The organism is Curtobacterium sp. PhB128, assembly GCF_004340725.1.
Taxonomy (GTDB): Bacteria; Actinomycetota; Actinomycetes; order Actinomycetales; family Microbacteriaceae; genus Curtobacterium.
On sequence record NZ_SLUR01000001.1, the window covers coordinates 179,693 to 195,620 of the forward strand.

16 protein-coding genes are annotated in these 15,928 nt (G+C 72.7%); 4 read left to right on the plus strand and 12 right to left on the minus strand.

The window, feature by feature from the left end; all coding sequences use genetic code 11:
* Positions 1-242 precede the first annotated feature (242 nt).
* Genes EDF23_RS00810 through EDF23_RS00835 form a run of 6 tightly spaced genes read right to left on the minus strand, consistent with a single transcriptional unit; the run spans position 243 to position 6,268 of the window.
* A complete protein-coding gene (locus EDF23_RS00810; protein ID WP_131920000.1) occupies positions 243-1,025 on the minus strand; it encodes a dipeptide/oligopeptide/nickel ABC transporter ATP-binding protein in 783 nt (260 codons plus the stop codon).
* Complete coding sequence (locus EDF23_RS00815) at positions 1,022-1,852, minus strand: ABC transporter ATP-binding protein (RefSeq protein ID WP_131920002.1); 831 nt, start codon at positions 1,850-1,852, stop codon at positions 1,022-1,024. Before EDF23_RS00815 ends, EDF23_RS00810 begins: the two co-directional genes overlap by 4 nt.
* Positions 1,849-2,736, minus strand: a complete 888-nt coding sequence (locus EDF23_RS00820) for an ABC transporter permease (protein ID WP_131920004.1) — start codon at positions 2,734-2,736, stop codon at positions 1,849-1,851. The genes EDF23_RS00815 and EDF23_RS00820 overlap by 4 nt, the downstream gene beginning before the upstream one ends.
* Positions 2,733-3,686 carry an ABC transporter permease gene (locus tag EDF23_RS00825; protein ID WP_131920006.1) on the minus strand — a complete coding sequence of 318 codons (954 nt, stop codon included), beginning with the start codon at positions 3,684-3,686 and terminating at the stop codon, positions 2,733-2,735. Before EDF23_RS00825 ends, EDF23_RS00820 begins: the two co-directional genes overlap by 4 nt.
* A 28-nt stretch (positions 3,687-3,714) precedes the next feature.
* A complete protein-coding gene (locus tag EDF23_RS00830) occupies positions 3,715-5,268 on the minus strand; it encodes an ABC transporter substrate-binding protein (RefSeq protein ID WP_131920008.1) in 1,554 nt (517 codons plus the stop codon).
* A gap of 58 nt (positions 5,269-5,326) precedes the next feature.
* Positions 5,327-6,268: an alpha/beta fold hydrolase gene (locus tag EDF23_RS00835; RefSeq protein ID WP_165900968.1), complete on the minus strand. Its 942-nt coding sequence runs from the start codon at positions 6,266-6,268 to the stop codon at positions 5,327-5,329.
* A gap of 66 nt (positions 6,269-6,334) precedes the next feature.
* On the opposite strand from EDF23_RS00835, the gene EDF23_RS00840 reads away from it, so the two are divergent.
* Both EDF23_RS00840 and EDF23_RS00845 read left to right on the plus strand, forming a co-directional pair.
* A complete protein-coding gene (locus EDF23_RS00840; RefSeq protein ID WP_243648766.1) occupies positions 6,335-7,252 on the plus strand; it encodes a siderophore-interacting protein in 918 nt (305 codons plus the stop codon).
* Between the two features lie 26 nt (positions 7,253-7,278).
* The gene (locus EDF23_RS00845; RefSeq protein ID WP_243648767.1) at positions 7,279-8,076 is read left to right on the plus strand and encodes an ABC transporter ATP-binding protein; all 798 of its coding nucleotides are present in this window, start codon (positions 7,279-7,281) and stop codon (positions 8,074-8,076) included.
* Between the two features lie 504 nt (positions 8,077-8,580).
* Here the strand turns inward: EDF23_RS00845 and EDF23_RS00850 are convergent.
* The 5 genes from EDF23_RS00850 to EDF23_RS19700 form a co-directional block, all read right to left on the minus strand.
* The gene (locus tag EDF23_RS00850; RefSeq protein WP_123294261.1) at positions 8,581-8,949 is read right to left on the minus strand and encodes a Fe-S oxidoreductase; all 369 of its coding nucleotides are present in this window, start codon (positions 8,947-8,949) and stop codon (positions 8,581-8,583) included.
* A 2-nt stretch (positions 8,950-8,951) separates the two neighbouring features.
* Complete coding sequence (locus tag EDF23_RS00855) at positions 8,952-10,355, minus strand: NAD(P)/FAD-dependent oxidoreductase (protein WP_123671673.1); 1,404 nt, start codon at positions 10,353-10,355, stop codon at positions 8,952-8,954.
* A gap of 55 nt (positions 10,356-10,410) precedes the next feature.
* The gene (locus EDF23_RS00860) at positions 10,411-11,232 is read right to left on the minus strand and encodes an arginase family protein (RefSeq protein ID WP_131920011.1); all 822 of its coding nucleotides are present in this window, start codon (positions 11,230-11,232) and stop codon (positions 10,411-10,413) included.
* Between the two features lie 55 nt (positions 11,233-11,287).
* Entirely contained in the window at positions 11,288-12,013 is a 726-nt protein-coding gene (locus EDF23_RS00865) for a PspA/IM30 family protein (RefSeq protein ID WP_123294264.1), read from the minus strand.
* 101 nt (positions 12,014-12,114) lie between these two features.
* The gene (locus tag EDF23_RS19700) at positions 12,115-14,022 is read right to left on the minus strand and encodes a TPM domain-containing protein (RefSeq protein WP_279388789.1); all 1,908 of its coding nucleotides are present in this window, start codon (positions 14,020-14,022) and stop codon (positions 12,115-12,117) included.
* A 302-nt stretch (positions 14,023-14,324) separates the two neighbouring features.
* Between EDF23_RS19700 and EDF23_RS00875 the strand changes: the two genes are divergently transcribed.
* Both EDF23_RS00875 and EDF23_RS00880 read left to right on the plus strand, forming a co-directional pair.
* Positions 14,325-14,528 (plus strand): hypothetical protein, encoded by a 204-nt coding sequence (locus EDF23_RS00875; RefSeq protein ID WP_071255966.1) that lies wholly within the window; start codon positions 14,325-14,327, stop codon positions 14,526-14,528.
* 46 nt (positions 14,529-14,574) lie between these two features.
* Positions 14,575-15,159, plus strand: coding sequence for a 4'-phosphopantetheinyl transferase superfamily protein (locus EDF23_RS00880; protein WP_131920015.1), 585 nt, complete (start codon positions 14,575-14,577; stop codon positions 15,157-15,159).
* On the opposite strand, the gene map is transcribed toward EDF23_RS00880, so the two are convergent.
* A complete protein-coding gene (gene map, locus EDF23_RS00885) occupies positions 15,143-15,910 on the minus strand; it encodes a type I methionyl aminopeptidase (RefSeq protein ID WP_131920017.1) in 768 nt (255 codons plus the stop codon). The genes EDF23_RS00880 and map overlap by 17 nt on opposite strands.
* Positions 15,911-15,928: the final 18 nt, after the last annotated feature.

A 15,928-nucleotide genomic window follows, 5' to 3' on the forward strand; every position in this document is an offset into this window, starting at 1 on the left:
CCCGGCGTCCCGCTCAGTGGGCAAGGAGTCCCGCCCAGTCGAACAGGAGTCGCACACCCCTGGCGACGCGCTGGGGAGCGAGGTGGGTGCGTGTGCATGTTCCGACGAAGCACGCGTCGATCACCTCGTGGATCGTCGCATCATGCACGTGCATCCGGTGCGTGTGCATGTTCCGACAGGCCACGCGTCGATCGACTCGTGGGATGTCGCGAATCGCGTGCCGCCCCGCCCCGCGCCCGCCCCTACGGCAGCGTCGGCGCAGCGTCCACGAGCGCCCGCGTCACCGGGTGCTCCGGCGCATCGAGCAGCGACACCGGCCCGTGCTCCACGATGCGTCCCGCCGACATCACGGCCACGGTGTCGCACAGCCGCTGGACCACACCGATGTCGTGCGACACCAGGACCATGGTCAGCCCGAGGTCGTCGGCGAGCGAGCGGAACAGCTCGATGACCCGTGCCCGCACCACCACGTCGAGGGCGCTCATCGGCTCGTCGCCGAACAGGATCCGCGGCCCGTGCACCACGGCCCGGGCGATCGCGATGCGCTGCCGCTGCCCACCGGAGAACTCGTGCGGGTACCGGTCGACCACGTCTGCCGGCAGGTCGACCCGCTCCAGCACGTCGCGCACCAGCGTCCGGTGATCCCCGTCGATCCGCAGTGCCCGCAGCGGTTCGCCGACGATCGCGCCGACGCGCATCCGCGGGTCGAGGGACGCGTACGGGTCCTGGAACACCACCCCGGTCTCGCGACGGAACCAGCGCATCGCGGCCGCGGACCCGGACGCCACCACCGGACGACCGGAGGCGGTCACGGAACCCGCGGAAGGTGCCTCCAGGCCGGCGAGCAGCCGGACCAGGGTGGACTTGCCGGACCCCGATTCGCCGACGATCCCGAGCCGCTGGCCGGGGGCGACCGTCAGGTCGACGCCGTCGACGGCGGTGCGGACGGGGCCCGGTTCGAAGGGCCCGCGGCGGGGGAGCCGGTAGGTGCGGTGCAGCCCGACCCCGTCGAGGATGGCGGTCATGCGGAGCCTCCGGACGGACGGGCACGACGGGCGGTGGCGCGCGCGGCGTCGACGAGCGCGACGGTCGCGGGGTGCTGCGGCGCGGCGAGCAGGGACGCGACCGAGCCCTGCTCGACGACCCGTCCGCCGTCGAGCACGACGGCGGTGTCGGCGATCCGCGCGAGCACGGCGAGGTCGTGCGTGACGAAGACCATGCCGGCCGGCAGCCCTTCGAAGAGGTCCAGGATCCGTGCCTCGGTCGTGACGTCGAGCGCCGTGGTCGGCTCGTCGGCCACGAGGTACGCGGGCTGCCCGGCCATCGCCATCGCGATGCAGATCCGCTGTCGCTGCCCGCCGGACAGCTGGTGCGGGTACTGCCGCAGCAGCGACTCCGGGTCCGGCAGTCCGACGTCCGCCGCCAGGGTGGTCGCCGCGACGCGTGCCGCCCGCCGGTCGAGTCCGCGGTGCAGGCGCAGCGGCTCCGCGATCTGCGCGCCGACGCGGCGCAGCGGGTCGAGGGCGGTGCCGGGCTCCTGGAACACCATGCCGATGCCGGATCCGCGGTGCTTCGCACGCTCCCGATCGGGCAGGCCGACGAGTTCGGTGCCGTCCAGGCGGATGCTGCCGGTGACGGTCGCGCCGGCGGGCTCCAGGCCCATCAGGGCGAGCGAGGTCATGGACTTGCCGGATCCGGATGCGCCGATCACGCCCACGCGTTCGCCGGGAGGCACGGTGAACGTCACGTCGTCGAGGATCGTCCGCCCCGCGATGCGGACGGAGAGCCCCACCACCGCGAGCCCGCCGGGGCCGGTGTCGCTGCGGCTGTGGCTGTGGCTGCGGTCGGTCATGCGGTCACCCCCGGGGTGGTCGGGGCCGGGTCGGTGCGGCGGTCGCCGCCCGCTGCGCGGTCGTTCGTCGTCAGCCGTGGGTCGGTGGCGTCGCGGATCGCGTCACCGAGCAGGGAGAGCGCCGCGACGACCAGCGCGATCGCGGCTCCCGGCCAGGTGGCGCTCCACGGGTGCACGCCGATGTAGGTCTGCAGGTCGGAGAGCAGGTTGCCCCACGACGCCGTGTCCGACCCGGCGCCGTAGCCCAGGTACGACAGACCGGCCTCGGCGAGGACCGCGGTGGCCATCGCGAGCGAGAGCTGCACGGTGAACAGCGGCGCGGCGTTCGGCACCAGGTGGCGGAACAGCACCCCGACACCACCGACACCGGAGGCCCGGGCGGCGGTGACGTAGTCGCTGCGGGCGATACGCCGGATCTCGCCGCGGGCGACCCGGGCGATCGTGACGCCGAAGGACAGGCCGACGCTCACGATGACGACCCCGAGCGAGCCGCCGAACACCGCGGTCAGCAGCATCGCGGTCAGCAGGGTCGGGAACGCCACCAGGATGTCGAGCAGGACGGCCGTGCCCTCGCGCACCCAGCGGGCGGTGAGGGACCCGATCGCGGTCAGGACGATGCCGACGACGCTCGCGATGACCCCGGCTCCGACGGCGACGAGCACGGTGGTGCGGGTGCCGGCGAGCAGGTAGCTCGCGATGTCCCGGCCGGCGGCGTCGGTGCCGAACCAGTGCGCGGCGCTCGGGCCCTCCCACTGCTGGAACGGATCGGCGCGGAACGGGTCCTGCGGCGTCCACACGAGCGACACCGCGGCGAGCACCACGAGCAGGCCGAGCACGACGACGGCGAAGACCCCGGTGGGGCGGGAGAGCAGGCGGTGGATCATCCGGACACCTCGCGTTGGCGTGGGTCGAGGGCGCGGTGCACGACGTCGACGGCGAAGCCGACCAGCAGCACGAGCCCGGTGAGCACGAGCAGCTCGGACTGCACCTTCGTGACGTCGCGGCGCCCGACGTCGGTCACGAGCATGCGACCGACCCCGGGCAGCGAGAACAGCTGCTCGACGACGACGGCTCCGACCAGCAGCCCGGCGATCTGCACCCCGAGCACGGCGAGCACGGTGAGGGCGACCGAGGGCAGCCCGTGCCGGAGCAACGCCTGCGTGCGCGTCAGCCCGATCGCGGCCGCGGTGCGGACGTGGTCGGCGTCGAGCACCGACAGCGTCGCGGACCGGGTGAAGCGCAGGATGACGGCACCCTCGACCGCGCCGATGGTCAGGGCGGGCAGCACGAGCGACGCGAACGCCCGCCCCGGCTCGGACCAGCCGTCGAGCGGGAAGCCCTGGGTCGGCAGCCAGTGCAGCGTGACGGCGAACAGCGCGACGAGCAGCATGCCGGCCCAGACGACCGGGATCGCGGCGACGGCCTGCGCCACGAACCCGATGACGGCGCCGCCCGGTCGACGGCGGAGCACCGCGGCGACGACCCCGAGGGGGACGCCGACCACGAGCGCGGTGACGAGTGACATGCCCGCGAGCGGCAGCGTGATCGCCAGCTTCTGCGTGATCTCCGGCGCGACCTGCCCGTTGGTCACCAGGGACCGGCCGAGGTCGCCGCGGAACACCCCGCCGATCCAGTCGAGGTACTGCACCACGACGGGCCGGTCGAGGCCGAGCTGCTGCCGGAGCTGCTCGACCTGCGCCGGGGTCGACTGGGTGCCGGCGACGACCTGTGCGACGTCGCCGGGGAGCACCCGCAGGGTCGCGAAGATGATGACGCTCGCGACGAGCAGCCCGACGACGAACAGCAGCAGCCTGCCGACCAGGAACCGGGTCACGTGCTCGGAGCTCCGGGCGCGGGTCGTCTCACTTGACGGCGAGCTTCGACAGGTCGAGTCGTGAGTTGCCGCCGTCGACCGGGAAGCCCGTCACGCCGGAGCGCACCGCGGTGATCTCGGTGGCCGTGTAGAGCCACTCGCCGGCGGCGTCCTCGCTCACGATCTTCGCGGCCTTCCGCAGGGCGTCGACCTTGGCGTCCTCGTCGGTGGCCGCGATCGACTCGGCGTACAGCGACTGCACCTCGGCGTTGTCGTACCCGAAGTAGTAGTCGGGGTTCGCCCAGTTGCCGAAGTCGCGGGCCTCGACGTGGTCGACCATGGACAGGTCGAAGTCGCGCTCACCCGACTTCGGCGCCTGGAACACCGTCGACAGCCAGGTCGCGAAGTCGACGCGCTTGACGGTCAGGGTGATCCCGACGTCGGCGAGCTGCGACTTGAGCACGTCGCCGATGGTCGCCGGGTAGATGTTCGCGTACGTCAGCGTGAGCTTCAGGTTCTCCTGACCGGCGGCGGCGAGGAGCTGCTTCGCGTTGTCGGGGTCGTACGCGTCGATGTCGGTCAGGTCCTCGTACCCGGGGTCGAGCTCCGGGATCGGGCCGCCCTGCTCGACGCCCGTGCCACCGATGGCCTTGATGAGGGCCTTCGGGTCGATCGCCTGCCGGATCGCCTGGCGCACCTTCTTGTCGGTGAACGGCGCCTTCTGGTCGTTGAACGCGAGCGTGTACTTGTCGGTCGTCTTGCCGGAGTGCAGCGCGATGTCCGAGTTACCGTCGAGCTGGCTCTTGAGTGTTCCGTCGACCGGGTTGAGGACGTCGAGGTCGCCGTTCGCCATGGCGTTGACGGCCGTCGACGGGTCGGTGATGTACCGGAAGACGATCTTCGCGACCTTCGCCTTCGTGCCCCAGTAGTCGTCGTTGCGGTCGAAGGTGAGCGAGTCGCCCTGCTTCCAGCTCGCGACCTCGTACGGGCCGGTGCCGTTCGCGGTGTCCGACAGGTCGTTCGTCGCGGCCTTCTCGAGCACCAGCCCGGAGCGGCCGGTCAGGTTCCAGAGCAGGTCCGAGTCGGGCTTCGCCAGCTTGAGCTCGACCACGCCGGTCGACGGGGACGTGATCGAGGTGACGCCCGCGAGCTTGGCGGAGTCGACGTAGGTCTCGTTCGACTTGACCTGCTCGAGCGACCAGACGACGTCGGCCGCGGTGACGTCCTTGCCGTCCTGGAAGGTGATGCCGTCGCGCAGCGTGAACGTGTAGGTCAGGCCGTCGTCGGAGACCTCGTGCTCGGAGGCCAGCACGTCGCGGATGTCGCCGTCGGCGGTCCGGCCGACGAGCCCCTGGTACACGTTGTCGATGAGCACCTGGTCGAGCGCTGCACCGGACTGCGTGCGGATGTCGAGGCTGGTCGGTTCGAGCACCAGGCCGACGCGGACGGTGGCGTCGGCGCCGCCGTCCTCGTTCGACGAGCCGGAGCAGCCGGTCAGCGCGAGGGCGGAGACGACGGCGACCGCGGTTGCGGCGAGGGCAGCACGTCCGAGGCGCGTGGTGCGCGCAGCCCGAGCGGTACGGCGAGGCAGGAGCGGACTCATGGGGTGTGGGTTCCTTCCGGACGCGAGGGCGATGGTCACAGCTCGCGCTCGCACGAGGTTACCGGGGGCCGGTGCGGTCCCGCGACGGTTCATCGATCCGGTGCAACAATCCGTGACGTGCGGCCCATGCCCGGATCGCCGAAGCCAGTTCGAGGGGCGCTTGGTTTTGCACTGCGTGCCGTGCGGTGACCGTCACGATCTCGGCCTCCGGCAGCCGCTCGGCGAACGCGGCGTGCAGCTTCGGCGAGACGTACCCGCGGTCGCCGCGGACGAGCAGGATCGGCACGCGCAGGGCCTCGAGGTCGGGCCAGGCGTCGGCGAAGCGCCCCACCGACGACGTGCGGCCGGCGGGCAGGTGCGGGAAGTGGTGGCGCCGCACGAGCGCTCCGTCGTCACCGAGCCGCGTGGTGTGGCGCGCCTCACGCAGCAGCACGTGCCGGTCGTCGCCGACGCGTGCCTCGACCGCCCGGTCGACGACCTGGTCCAGGGTGGCGAAGGGCTCCTCGGCCTCGAGCGCGCGGGCGATCCGGTCGACCGCCCGCTGCGCGAAGTCCGGCGACATGTCGACGAGGACGAGCCCGGTCACCCGCTCCGGTGCCGTGGCCGCGAGCCGTGCCGACAGGATCGCGCCGAGCGAGTGCCCGACGACGATCCCCGGCGGGACCTCCAGGGCGTCGAGCGCCGCGAGCACGGTCGGCGCCGTCACGGACGCCCCGTAGTCGGCGTCGTCCCGCCACGACGACCGGCCGTGGCCGGGCAGGTCGAGGGCGACCGCCGGCTCGCCGACGGCGATCGCGGTCTGGTCGAAGCTGTGGGCGTCGATGCCGAGCCCGTGCAGGTAGGTGATCCGGGCCTCCCGGTCGCCCCACCGGATGGCGGACGTCTCCTGCCCGTCATCGGTGCGGACCACCTGCCTGGAGGCGCGGAGCGGCTCCGTCACGCCGCTCGCGCGGGCGAGGGCGGCCAGGTCTGCGAATTCGTCGTCGGGGGCATCGGGCACGGAAGCGATCTTCGCACCGTCTGCGGGGTCTGGAGACGTTAGGTAAGGCATGCCATACTCGGATCCGTGGCAACCCGGTACCGCGTCTTCTCCGTCCGTGTGGCAGCGGTCACGTCGCTCACCCCGCACTTCGTCCGGGTGACGCTGACGGGCGACGCCCTGGCGGACTTCTCCTCGGTCGGGCTCGACCAGCGGATCAAGGTCGTCCTGCCGCTCGACGGTGTGGGGTTCTCCGAACTGCCCGAGGACGAGGACTGGTACGCCGCCTGGCGTGCGCTGCCGGACGCGGAACGCAACCCGCTGCGCACCTACACGGTCCGCTCGTTCCGGCCCGACGCCCGTGAGCTCGACATCGACTTCGTCGCACACGGCGACGCCGGACCCGCATCACGCTGGGTGTCGTCCTGCCGGGTCGGCGACGAACTCCGGATCGTCGGACCCCGCGTGCCGGAGTCGCCCGAGGACCTGCCCACCGGTGCCGCCGAGTTCGCACCCGGGCACGCGAACCGCATCCTGCTCGCCGGGGACGAGACCGCCGCCCCGGCCATCTGCGCCATCCTCGAGGCGCTCGACGTCTCGACCGTCGGACACGTCTTCATCGAGGTGCCGACCGACGCCGACCGGCTGCCCGTGAGCGCGCCCGCCGGGGTCGAGGTCCGCTGGATCGCCCGGAACGGTGCGACCCACGGCGTCCGCATGACCGACCAGGTGCACGCGTGGGCGTCGACGGTCGTCGCCGGTGCTGCACCTGTCGCCGCGGGTCCCGCCTGTGGGGACGCCGTCGAGCTGGCGGACGTCGACGTCGACGAGCAGGTCCTCTGGGACGTGCCGGCCACCGAGGAGTCGCGCCCTGTCTACGCCTGGATCGCGGGCGAGGCCGGCTGCGTCAAGGAGCTCCGACGGCACCTGGTGCGCGGGGTCGGCATCGACCGCAAGCAGGTCGCGTTCATGGGGTACTGGCGGCACGGCAAGGCCGAGAACTGAACGCCGCAGCCGGACTGCCGACCAGCGTGGTCGGGGTCCCGACGACCGCGCTCGGCGTGCGTGGGCTGACGCTCGCCTACGACGACCGCATCGTGGTGGACGGGCTCGACGTGGACGTCCCCGACGGTGAACTGACCGTCATCGTCGGTCCGAACGCGTGCGGCAAGTCGACGCTGCTGAAGTCGTTCGCGCGCACCCTCAAGCCCCGAGCCGGCACGGTGTACCTCGACGGGGCGCCGATCGACTCCTACCGCCCGAAGGCCGTGGCCCGGCGGGTCGGCATGCTGCCCCAGACGCCGATCGCACCGGACGGCATCACCGTGCGCGACCTCGTGTCCCGAGGGCGGTTCCCGCACCAGGACCTGCTGCACCCGTCGTCCGGGTCCGACCGGCGTGCCGTGCAGGCCGCCCTGGAGCAGACGTCGACGGTGGAGCTCGCGGACCGGAGCGTCGACGAGCTCTCCGGCGGGCAGCGGCAGCGCGTGTGGATCGCGATGGTCCTGGCGCAGGAGACCGACATCGTGCTGCTCGACGAGCCGACGACGTTCCTCGACATCGCCCACCAGTACGACGTGCTCGAGCTGGCCTCCGCCCTGCACGCCGCGGGTCGGACGGTCGTCGCGGTGCTGCACGACCTGAACCAGGCGGCGCGGTACGCCACCCACGTCATCGCGATGCGCAGCGGGTCGATCGTCGCTGCCGGGCCCCCGGCCGCGGTGCTGACGGCCGACCTCGTCGAGGACGTCTTCGGCCTGCCGTGCGTGGTCGTCCCCGACCCCGAGACCGGCACGCCCCTCATCGTCCCCCGTCGTCCCGCCGCCTGACCCGCCCGCCCCCGCGCCCCGAGGTTCCAAAATCTCGGCATCTCGAGCCGCATCCGGGCCGTCCGCGGAACCTCGGCGCAACGCACGCGGCATGTCGTGGAACCTCGGCGGCAGGGGTGGAGGGCGTCTGAGCGGCCGCGTGCCGTCGGCCACGGCCGGTGCGGCCGACGGTCAGCGATCGCTCGGCGCCGCCCCGGCGGGGTGTCGCGACCGATCAGCGCTGCTCAGCCGGGCAGGTGGGCCGGGCCAGGGCGGACGGGAGGCCCGTGGCGGCCGTGATCCGTGCCTCCCGTCCGCCGTTCGGTCACGTCTCGTCGCCCGTCCGGCCCTCACCGAAGTCACGCCGCGCCGCGCGTGCCGCGCCGAGCGGTCGCAGACCGTCGGATGCGGCCGGAGCCGCCGACGGTCTGCGACCACTCGGCGCCGGCCCGACGGGGTGTCGTGACCGATCGGCACACGGCAAACGATGCGGGAAGCACAGACAGCGCCGCGCACGGGCACCCGTCAGCGGTAGCCGCCGTCCTCCAGCCCCGCCTCGACCTCGAAGCGGTTGCGGAGCGGGTCTCGGCCGGCGACGGCGTACAACACGGGCATGAGCATGCCGTACCGCCGCCACTGCTCGACGTGCACCCGCTCGTGCCGCAGCACCCGGGGCCCGTCGTTGTCCCGGGTCAGGTACACCGAACCCACGCAGGTGCCACCACGACGGAACACCCACCGCGGCAGCCCCGAGCAGACGACGAGCCCGTCGACCACGCGGACGCGGCCGGTCGACAGCGGCACACCGATCGCCAGGCCCACCGCCGTGGCGAACAGCCAGCCCACCCGCGACACGGGGGAGTCGAGCAGCGCCCGGCGTGCCAGTCCGCGCATGCTCAGGCCGGGCGACCGTAGGTCTCGAGCAGCCGGAGCCAGATCTCGTTCATCGTCGGGTAGGCCGGCACCGCGTGCCAGAGGCGGTCGACGGGTACCTCGCCGACGACGGCGATCGTCGCCGCGTGCAGCATCTCGGCGACGTCCTGGCCGACGAAGGTGACGCCCACGACGACCCCGCGGTCCTCGTCGACGACCATCTTGGCGCGGCCGGTGTAGCCGTCGGCCTGCAGGGCGGAACCCGCGACGCCGCCGAGGTCGTACTCCACGGCACGGACGTTCAGCCCCTGCTCTCGTGCGGCCTTCTCGGTCAGGCCGACGCTCGCGACCTCGGGGTCGGTGAACGTGACCTGGGGGACCGCGGCGTGGTCGGCGGTCGCGACGTGTGCGCCCCACGGTTCGGTGTGCAGCGGCGTGCCCTGGTGCCGGGCGGCGATCGCCTCGCCGGCCGCGCGGGCCTGGTACTTGCCCTGGTGGGTGAGGAGGGCGCGGTGGTTGGCGTCGCCGACGGCGTACAGCCAGTCGGTGCCGTGCACGAGCATCGTGTCGTCGACCTCGAGCCAGTCGCCGGCGGTGAGCCCGACGGACTCGAGGCCGAGGTCGGCGGTGTGCGGGGTGCGGCCGGTGGCGGCCAGCACCTCGCTCGTGATGACGGTGGTGTCGTCGTCGAGTGTGGTGGTGACGAGCCCGTGCTCGTCGCGGTCGACCCGCACGGGGTTCACGCCGGTGCGGACGTCGACGCCGAGCTCGCGGAGGGCATCGGTGACGAGTTCGCCGGCGAACGGTTCCATGCCGCCGAGCAGTCCGTGCCGGGCGACGAGGGTGACCTTCGCGCCGAGCGATGCCCAGGCGGTGGCGAGCTCGGAGCCGGCGACACCGCCGCCGATCACGAGCAGGCTCTCCGGCACCTGCTGGGCGCTGGTGCCCTCGCGGGTGCCCCACGGCTTCGCCTCGGCGAGTCCCGGCACGTCGGGCAGCGCGTGCAGCGACCCGGTCACGACGGCGACGGCGGCACGGGCGGTGTGCGTCTCACCGCCGACCTCGATGGTCTTCTCGCCGGTGATGCGGGCGTGGCCGCGGATCAGGGCGATGTCGGCGGACTCGAGCCAGGAGACCTGACCGTCGTCCTTCCAGTCCGAGGTGAACGAGTTGCGGCGGGCGAGCACGTGGGCGGCGTCGAGCTCGCCGGTGACGGCCTGCTTCGCGCCGTCGAGCCGCTTCGCCGCTGCCAGGGCGTGGCCGCTGCGCAACAGTGCCTTCGACGGCATGCACGCCCAGTAGGAGCACTCGCCGCCGACCAGTTCGGACTCCACGATCGCGACCGCCAGGCCGCGCTTGTGGGCGTAGTCCGCCACGTTCTCGCCGACTGCGCCGGCGCCGATCACGATGAGGTCGTAGTCCGTCATGAGGCCGAGCGTACGCGGACCGGCATGGGGTGCGCCCGGCGCGCCGGGTCGGTTCTCAGGCCACCCGGGAGGCGCTGGTCAACGCCCCGACGACGCGCAGGATCACGCCGAGGTCGTCCACTGCACGCTCCGGGTCGACGGGAGCGAATCCGGTGAGCGCGGCGCCGGCCAGGCGGCGGCCGCGGGTCGCGGCCTGGATCCGCTCGACCAGTCCCGCGCCGTCGAGTCCGAACGGCACCGGCTCGAGCAGGCCGTCGACCTCGGACGGGTCGAGGACGTCGAGGTCGACGTGCACGAACACCGAGGTCGCTCCGGTGGCGTCGACGGCGGCGGCGAGGGCGTCCGGGGTCGCGGCGTCGACGTCGAGTCGGGTGATCCCGGCACGGTCGAGTGCGGCGTCCTCGGCGTCGTCGAGCCCGCGGACGCCCGCGACCACGACCGACGAAGCGGGGAGCACCGGCAGCCCGGGGAACAGCTCGTCGGCGCGGTCGACCAGGATCCGGAGGGCTGCGGTCTCGGCGGCGACGGGCTGGGCGCGGTTGAGTGCGCGGTACCCGCTGGACCCGGCGATGCGGACGAACGCGGTGTCCGGGCCGAGGCCGACGGTCGCGCCGAGGACGCTCGCACCGTCCCCGCCGACGACGAGGACGGGTTCGCTGGCGACGCCGGTCTCCTCGGCCACGCGGTCGGCGACGGCGAGCACGGAGGTGTAGCGGGCGACGGCCGTCTCGAGCCGGTCGCCCGCGCCGGCGGGGACGTCGACCACGGTGGTGGACGCACGGGGGAGGTCGGCCGCGATCGCGGTCGCTCCGTCCCCGAGGCGCATCGCGCGCGACGACGCCGAACCCTGCCACTGACCGACCACGAGGAACTGCATCGTCTCAGTCTGTCAGCTGGGGTCCGGCGTCGTCCGGGAAGGTCGTCCGGGAACGTCAGAGGCTCGACGAGCCGCCGGACTTCAGCGCGGCGAGTCGTGCCTCGACCTCGGCGTCCTTGCCGACGTCCTCGAGGCTCTCGAACTGGGCGTCGAGGCTCGACGACTGCAGTTCCTGCTGCCCGAGGACCTTGGCCTCTTCACGACGGACCTTCTCCTCGAAGCGACCGAGGTCGCTCGTCGGGTCGAGCACGTCGATGTTGCCGAGGGCGTCGTTGACCTTGGACTGCGCCTCGGCCGTCTTCGAGCGGGCGACGAGGTTGTCGCGCTTCGCACGGAGCTCCTCGAGCTTCTGCTCCATGCCGGCGAGCCCGGTCTTGAGCTTCTCGACCGCTTCGTTCTGCGAGGCGAGGTTCGGCTCGGCGTCCTTGACCTCCTGCTCGGCCGCGATCTGCTTGCCGATCGCGATCTTGGCGAGGTTGTCGAACTTGTCCGCCTCGGCCGTCTTGCCCTCGGCGCGGTACTTGTCCGCGGCGGTGGAGGCGTTGGCGGCCTTCTGGCCCCACTCGGACGAGGCGCGCTTGTCCTCTTCGTGGTCCTGCTCGAGCAGCCGCACGTTGCCGATCGTCTGCGCGATCGCCGTCTTCGCGTCGGCGATGTTGTTCGTGTAGTCACGCACGAGCTGGTCCAGCATCTTCTGCGGGTCCTCGGCGTTGTCGATGAGCTGGTTGATGTTCGCCCGCACGAGGGTGGAGATGCGGCCGAAGATCGTCTGCTTTGCCATTGCTGTTCCCTTTCCTGGAAGGTCTGACGTGGTGTGTCTGGTCTGTCGGGTTCTGGTCTGGCTGGTACTGGTCGGTGGTCTGGTCGTCGGGTGGGTCGGGGTCAGAAGCGGCCGCCGCCGGAGAACCCGCCTCCGCCGCCGCCTCCGCCACCGCCGAAACCGCCCCCGCCGCCGAAGCCGCCGCCTCCGCCGCCCCCGAAGGAGCCGCCGCCGAAGCTGCCACCGCGACCGCCGAGCAGGCCGCCGAGCACGATGCCGGTGACGAGGCCGCCGAGCTGGGCGCCGTTGCCGCCGCCACCGCCGAAGCCGCCGCCACCGCCGCCCCAGCCGCCCATGTCGTCGTTCGCCGAGTCCATCGCCGCGGCGGCGTACTGCTCGGCCGCCCGTGCTGCCTGCAGTGCCTGTCCGGGGTCGGTGGTGGCGAGCTGCACGGCGTCGTCGAGGGCGCGTTCGGCCTCGGACAGACGGGTGCGGGCGGTCGGTCCGATGCCGCCACGGTGCAGCGAGATGTACTCGCGCGCCTGGCTGATCCGGTTCCGGGCGTCGCGCAGGGCGTCGTCGAGGGCGCGGGACGCCCGGCGCTGCTGCTCTTCGGCACCCCGGGCGGCCGCGATGGCCTGGTCGATCTCGGTGTTCGCCTTCGTGAGGGCGTCGACCGCGGTGATCGGGTCCTTCGGGTCGAACCCCTGCCGCAGCACGGTCTGCGCCCGGGTCACGGCCGCGGCGAGGTCGGGCCCGCCCACGGTGAGGGTCCGGGCCGCGGCGATGTCGCCCTCGATGTCGATGCGCATCGCCTCGGCGCGTGCGGTGGCCTCGGCGAAGGTGCCCTCGGCCGCGACCGCGCTGTTCGTGAGTTGCTGCACCTGGGCCAGGGCGTGCTGGGCGTCGCGCACGGCGACCACCGCTTCGCCCTTGTCGCCGGCCGCGATCGCCGCGGTGGCCGCGTTCGAGCGCTCGGTGGCGTAGGCGAGCACCTGGTGTGCCTGGTCGACGTTGTCGGCGACGGTCGCGAGGGTACGGCCGGTGTAGTTCGCTCGCACGCGGTCGAGCGCGGCTGCTGCTGCGCCGACCGACGCCGGTGCTTCCGCGACGGCCTGGGCCAGTGCGGCGGCTGCTTCCTCGACGCCGTCCTCGAGCGACCGGAGCTTGTCGAACGACTCGGTCTGTTCCTCGATCGAGGCGTGCGCCTGCTGGCAGATCGCGATGATCTGGTTCGCCCAGTCCGCACGCTGCTGCGGGGAGTCCGGGATCTCGTCGTCGAGCTGCTGCCGGAACGTGAAGGCCTTGCGCACGGCCTGCTGCGCAGCGGCGACGGCGTCGGCGAAGGGCTTCGCGGCGTCGGGACCGAACTGGGCCGTGGCGAACCCCACCTCTTGCTCGGCGGTGCGGAGCTCGTCGTCGATCGTCACGAGCGCGCCGCCGGCGGTGCGCTCGAGGTCGGCGAGAGACTCCTGCTGTGCCTGGGTGGCCGCGGCGGTCTTCCGCTTGTTGCGGGTGCGGATGACGAGCACGACGACGATCAGGCCGACGACGATGACGAGCAGCAGGATCCAGACCCAGGTCAGGTTCGGCGGCGCCTGGGTGTCCGTCAGCCCGTTCGCGAACGCCACGGCCGCGCCGGACCAGTCGCCCTGCTTCAGCGCGGGGAGCAGCGAGTCGTTCACGGCGCTCTGCACGTCGGACTCGGAGATGGCGGTCTCGTTCGTCTGCTGCACGTCGTAGTTGCGGTCGTCGACGGCGACCGACAGCAGGATGCCGTCGGTGTCGATCTGGTTCTGCTCCATGACCGCGGAGCCCCACGCGGTGTGGTCCGTCGGATCGGTGAACGTCGGCACGAACACGACGTACAGCTGCGTCTGGGTCTCGGCGTACAGGTCCTGCACCGCCTGTTCGACCTGCGCCTGCTGCGAGGAGCTGAGGGCGTCGGCTTCGTCGAGGACGTACGCCCCACCCAGGTCGACGGGTGCCGTGGCCTGCGCGGTCGCCGCCGGAGCCAGGACGATCAACATCGCCACGGCCGCTGCCGTGACGCGACCCCAGAGCCGCGCTGTCCCCCGTTCCGTCCTCGACCCGCCTGTGCCCGATCCACGCTGGACCGTTCGCATCCGTCCTCCGTCCGTCACCGGTCGGCGCCGTCGACGCCGTCCCGAACGGCGCCATGAGAGCGCCGTCGCGCGGAGTCTATCCACGGCGCGCAAGCGACGGACGGACTCTCGGCGAACACTGTGGACAAGCCGATCCATGGGTGTCTTGTCCCCCGGAGCGGGGTAGGCTGACGCCACTGTTCGACGACGAACGGAAGGGAACAGCAATGGAGCGAACCACGAGTACCGAGGTCGTCCCGCTCGAGGACGGCTACCACCGCGTCTCGACGCCGGCGACCGGCGTGATCGGCTTCGTGCGCGAGCACGACGGCCGCTACGAAGTGCTGCGCGGACGCGTCCGCCAGGCGACCCGATCCGAGGGTCTCTACAGCACGATGAACGTCGCACTGATCGCACTCACGCACGCGTAGCGACCACGGCTCTGGGCCGGCCATCCGCGCACCGTAGGCTGCGTGCGTGGGTGACTCGGGCCTCCAGGCCGTCGTGGTGACGTTGTGCGCGACGGGTCCGGACCGCGCGGCCGACCGGGAGGCCCTGGTCGCCGCCGTCGCGGCGGCTGCGGCAGTCGAGACGGTCGCCGTGCGCGCGGGGCGCGTCTGCCCACACTGTGCCGGGACCGACCACGGTCGTCCCTGGGCCACGGTGCACGGCACCGCGTTCGGCGTCAGTCTGTCGCGCACCACCGGCGTGCTCGCGCTCGCGGTCGCGCCGGGCATGGTCGGCGTCGACCTCGAGCGGGTGTCCCGCGTCGGCGCAGCGCCCCTCGACGTCTTCACGTCCGGCGAACGCGAGCGCTCGGCCGGTGGTGCCGGCTCGCTCGCGGCCTGCTGGGCGGCGAAGGAGGCCGTGCTGAAGCGCGACGGTCGGGGCCTGCGCGTCGATCCGCTGTCGGTCGACGTGGACGTCGCTGCCGGCACCGCGCGGTTCGAGGGGCGCGACCACCCGGTGTCGGTCCACCGGCCGGCACCCGACCTGGTGCTCGTCGTCGCGGCCGGCGGGCTGCCCGTCGTGGTCGAGGGGTCGCTCAGCGGGGGAGTGTGAGCACCTCGGCGCCGTCCTCGGTGATCGCGATGGTGTGCTCGGTGTGGGCCGTCCGGGCTCCCGTGGCACTGCGGAGCGTCCAGCCGTCGGCATCGGTGACGAGCACGTCGGTGTCCGCCATCACCCACGGTTCGAGCGCGAGCAGGAGGCCCGGACGGAGCGTGTAGCCACGGCCCGCGCGGCCCGTGTTCGACACGTGCGGGTCCTGGTGCATGGTCGAGCCGATGCCGTGGCCGCCGAACTCGACGTTGACCGGGTAGCCCGCCCCCTCGAGCACGGTCCCGATGGCGTGCGACAGATCGCCGATGCGGGCCCCGGGGCGGGCGGCGGCGATCCCGGCGGCCAGGGCGCGCTCGGTCGCGTCGATGAGGGCGAGGTCCTCGTCGCGCGGGGTGCCGACGACGAAGCTCACGGCGGCGTCCGCGGCGATGCCGTCCAGCGACACCGCGAGGTCGAGGGTGAGCAGGTCGCCGTCCGCCAGAGCCCGGTCGTGCGGCAGCCCGTGCAGCACGGCGTCGTTCACGGCGGTGCAGATGTGGTGGCCGAACGGACCGCGGCCGAACGACGGTGCGTAGTCGACGTAGCAGGAGTCCGCGCCGGCGGCCTCGATCATCTGCTTCGCCCACCGGTCGATCTCGAGCAGGTTGGTGCCCACGCGGGTGCGTTCGCGCAGGGTCTGCAGGATGGTGCCGACGAGGGCTCCGGTGGCACGGGCCTTCTCGACCTCGGTGGGCGTCAGGATCTCGATCACGCGGATGATCATACCGGT

What these genes read in the sequence shown, in the direction of transcription:
- EDF23_RS00830 (WP_131920008.1), bottom strand. Translation starts at nt 5,268, where the DNA reads ATGAGTCCGCTCCTGCCTCGCCGTACCGCTCGGGCTGCGCGCACCACG.
- EDF23_RS00820 (WP_131920004.1), bottom strand. Translation starts at nt 2,736, where the DNA reads ATGATCCACCGCCTGCTCTCCCGCCCCACCGGGGTCTTCGCCGTCGTC.
- EDF23_RS00815 (WP_131920002.1), bottom strand. Translation starts at nt 1,852, where the DNA reads ATGACCGACCGCAGCCACAGCCACAGCCGCAGCGACACCGGCCCCGGC.
- EDF23_RS00810 (WP_131920000.1), bottom strand. Translation starts at nt 1,025, where the DNA reads ATGACCGCCATCCTCGACGGGGTCGGGCTGCACCGCACCTACCGGCTC.
- EDF23_RS00860 (WP_131920011.1), bottom strand. Translation starts at nt 11,232, where the DNA reads ATGCAGTTCCTCGTGGTCGGTCAGTGGCAGGGTTCGGCGTCGTCGCGC.
- EDF23_RS00850 (WP_123294261.1), bottom strand. Translation starts at nt 8,949, where the DNA reads ATGCGCGGACTGGCACGCCGGGCGCTGCTCGACTCCCCCGTGTCGCGG.
- EDF23_RS00865 (WP_123294264.1), bottom strand. Translation starts at nt 12,013, where the DNA reads ATGGCAAAGCAGACGATCTTCGGCCGCATCTCCACCCTCGTGCGGGCG.
- EDF23_RS00855 (WP_123671673.1), bottom strand. Translation starts at nt 10,355, where the DNA reads ATGACGGACTACGACCTCATCGTGATCGGCGCCGGCGCAGTCGGCGAG.
- EDF23_RS19700 (WP_279388789.1), bottom strand. Translation starts at nt 14,022, where the DNA reads ATGTTGATCGTCCTGGCTCCGGCGGCGACCGCGCAGGCCACGGCACCC.
- EDF23_RS00875 (WP_071255966.1), top strand. Translation starts at nt 14,325, where the DNA reads ATGGAGCGAACCACGAGTACCGAGGTCGTCCCGCTCGAGGACGGCTAC.